The sequence below is a fragment of the Fulvivirga imtechensis AK7 genome (genome assembly GCF_000331535.1).
Lineage (GTDB): Bacteria > Bacteroidota > Bacteroidia > Cytophagales > Cyclobacteriaceae > Fulvivirga > Fulvivirga imtechensis.
Window position 1 is genome coordinate 1 of sequence record NZ_AMZN01000090.1, and the last position, 3916, is coordinate 3916.

Sequence of the window (3916 nt, forward strand, 5' to 3'; positions counted from 1 at the left end):
TCAAAGGATAAAATATCAATCTCTGACAGCTTCTTATCAAAATCAGTAGCTACTGCTTCCACTATCCGCTCAAAATAGGTAATGAACCTGTCTATCGTTGCCGCGCTGAACAGGTCCGTGGAATACCCAAGGTTAACATACAGATGCTCATCTGCCTCTCCGGCTGTTATGGTAAGGTCGAATTTCGACACGCTATGCCCACTGTCATAACTCTGAAGCTTCAAACCGGGAATTACCAACTCTTCCTCCTCAAAATTTTGGAACACCAGCATCACATCAAATAAAGGATTACGACCAGTGTCTCGAGTAATGTCCAATTCTTCTATCAATTCCTCATATTGGTATGCCTGGTTTTCGAAGCATGATAATGTTTTAGATTTTACTTCAGCTAAAAATTCACTAAACCTGACCTCACCTTTAGGATAATTTCGGAGCACTAGCGTATTGACAAACATACCCATTATTCCTTCCAGGTCAGCATGGTCCCTTCCTGCTACAGGGGTACCAATGGCAATATCTTCCTGATTACCAAGTTTACTAAGAAAAATATTTACGATGGACAGGATAGTCATGAACAGGGTAGCCCCCGATTCATCTGTTAATTTCCTAAGTTGAGCTGTTTTTTCTTTGTCGAAGAAAAAGAAAGAATTATCACCCTCATAGCTTTTTATCAATGGCCTCGGATGATCTGTAGGAAGGTTTAGCACACTCACATCTTCAGAAAATTCTTGTTTCCAAAATTTTCGTTGCTTCTCCAGCAAGGCCTGTTGTTCTGTACTCTGCTGCCATTCTGCATAATCTTTGTAGTGAAGTTTCAGCGCTGGAAGTTTTAGTTCCTTATATAACGCCATGAAATCTTTAATCAACATACTTTGAGAAACCCCATCACTAATAATATGGTGCAGGTCCACCATCAAAAGGTGTGTTTGAGCTGATATCTTTATCAGTCCTGCCCGAATGAGTGGTGATCGACTTAAATCAAAGGGTCGTATAAATGCTTGAATTATATCTACACAGCCTGCCTCTTCCGACTCATGACACTCCAGTGAAAATACTACTTCATCTTTAATCTGTTGAAATGGCACACCATCTACCATAACTATAGCGGTTCGTAAACTCTCATGCCGAGCAATGAGTTTCTTGAATGTATCCTCTACTTTTTCAGGGTCCAGACGCCCCTCAAGCTTCACTACATGAGGCATGTTATAAGCCAACGATATCTTATCAAATTCATGAAGGAAGTATAACCGTTTTTGTGCTGATGACAAATTGTAATACAACTTCTTTGACACTGGCCTTATGGGTTGATATTGATCCACCTCGGCCCTGCTTACACCCATGGCTAACTTTGATATAGTATTCAATTCCATAAGCTCTGGGAGCTCAAACTTGGTATTATATACCTTCTTTAACTTATTGGCCAAAAAAATTAACTTCAGAGAATGTCCCCCCAACTCAAAAAAGTTGCTCTCCCTACTGATTGTATTCTTGTCCACCTTCAGTATTTCACTCCATATCCCGGCTAACTGTTCTTCTATTTCATTCGATGGAGCAACATAAACCTCTTGTGATAAGGCCTCTGGGTGGGGTAGTGCTTTTCGGTCTGCTTTTCCATTAGCAGTCAGCGGTATTTCCTCCACCTTCACGAAGTAAGACGGAATCATATACTCAGGAAGTCGATCCTTTAAATACTGCTTCAAGTCTACTATCTCCTTTTCTGCTGTATAATAGGTTGTCAGATATTTGTCTCCTTCTTTTTCCATGGCCGCTACAAACACAGAACTAACCGCCTCATGCGTTTTAAGCTGACTCTCTATTTCTCCCAACTCTATCCGGAATCCACGAATCTTTACCTGATCATCCTTCCTTCCCAAAAACTCTATGTTGCCATCGGCATGCCACCGTGCCAAATCACCAGTTTTATAGATCAACTTCCCTGATTTATATGGATGATCTATCAGTCGTGCCCTGGTCTGCTCTTCAGAAGAAATATATCCTCTGGTAAGCTGAGAACCACCTATATACATTTCTCCAAATACACCTACTGGCATTAACCGCATTTGGTCGTCAAATATGTAAATTTCATTATTAGGAGCAGGTCGCCCAATTAGAACACCGCTTCGTAAGCCAGCCTCTTCCCGTTTAAAGCAATGCACAACACAGCCTATTGTAGCTTCGGTAGGGCCATATTCGTTGTAGATATTTAAATGCTCATGGCCACGATCTTGTATGGCTGCCGCAAGTTTCGAGTCCAGTTGTTCACCTCCCACTATAAAACAGTTGATTTTTGTCAGATCAACATCACTATCTTTTATTATCCGTAAATGTGACGGGGTAAGCTTAACGACTTTTGCTTTGCCTTCTGATATCACTTGCTCTATCAACACCGATTGGTCTGACTGCTCATAAATGTGGAGGGGATTCCCACTTATGAGCGGCAAAAACATGGAAGTGATGGTAAGATCGAAAGACACCGAGCTAAATAAAGCCATAGGACTATCCTTGCCTCTGACATACGTACTATTGGCCCAACTCATGTAGTTGAAAAGCGATCCATGCTCAATCTGAACTCCTTTTGGTCGGCCTGTTGAGCCGGAAGTATATAAAACATAAGCAAGATCCTTTGATGACACCGCTGAAGGTATCTGCGGCTTGCCTTTATCCGCTAATTCCACGGAAGTAACGTCTATTACATTTATATCCGGCAGGTTTGTGATAAGATCTACATTGTCTTCTATCAGGTAGGCAGAAGATATCAAGACCTGCAGATTGCTGTTCTCAATCATATACTTTTTCCGAGCCTGCGGATAATGTTTGTCGATAGGCACAAATCCTCCGCCTGCTTTTAGAACAGCCAAAATAGATACCAGCAACAGTTCAGATGGATCTAAAAGTATCCCAACCAATTCATTAGTCTTGACTCCCAAAGAGCGTAGATGTACAGCCAATTTCGTGGATGTTTCATCCAGTTCTGAGTAACTCAGTGCATTAGACTTGCAGGTTATTGCAGTGCTACCTGCATTTTGTTTGACTTGATCTGCAAACAAATCCAGTACTGTTCGATTGGAATAGTCGACTCGGTTGTTGTTAAACTCATAAAGCAACTGATCTCGTTCAAGTGAAGTGGTGATGTCTATTTGCGAAACCGGTTGACTCACGTCTTTTTCAATTAGTTCAACAACTACTGAAAAATGATCAATGAGCCGTGAAATAGTTTCATCCGTATAAGCAGGCCTATATTCAAAATCGATTAAAATCTCATCACCAGGATGTACTACAAGCGTTAAATCATAATTGGTCTGAGTGAATATTTCTACCCCTGTTACTCTATAAAAGGCATCTACCACATCGTTTCTTCCTTCTATCTCCTCGGCTACCGGATAATTTTCTACCACCATTATATGATCCAGTAAAGCATTTCCCAGGGCACTGGATGACTGGATCTCGGACAATGGAAAGTGATGATGAGACTCTCCTTCCACGGCTAGTTGCTGCATCCTTTGAAGTAGGTCTCGAATAGTATTAATTTCGTTACAATTGATTCGAACGGGTACGGTATTGATGAATAAGCCCACTATACTTTCGATCCCGCTTAGTTCTGCAGGGCGGCCTGATACTACTGAACCAAAGACTACATCTGTCGTATTATTGTACTTTGACAATACTAGCCCCCAGGCAGTTTGTAGGATTGTATTGAGCGTTACACCATAATTACCGGAAATATCTTTTAATGCTTTTGTTCTTTCTTTTGTTAAAACAAATTTTTGAACGGACTTCTCATGGCGTTTTTCTACAGATACGACTGTATCTCTGGGAAGTGTGGCAAGACTTTCGTAACCCGCCAGGTAGTTTTGCCAGAATTTCTTAGAGGTTTCCATATCCCTGCTTTCCAACCAACTGATATAACTGGAATAAG

At 41.2% G+C, this 3916-nt stretch carries 1 protein-coding gene; it reads right to left on the minus strand.

What is annotated here, in order from left to right; translation table 11 throughout:
* Positions 1 to 3878, minus strand: a 3878-nt coding sequence (locus tag C900_RS23625) for an amino acid adenylation domain-containing protein (RefSeq protein WP_245558481.1), incomplete at its 3' end; no start/stop codon positions are given.
* Between the last annotated feature and the right edge of the window lie 38 nt (positions 3879 to 3916).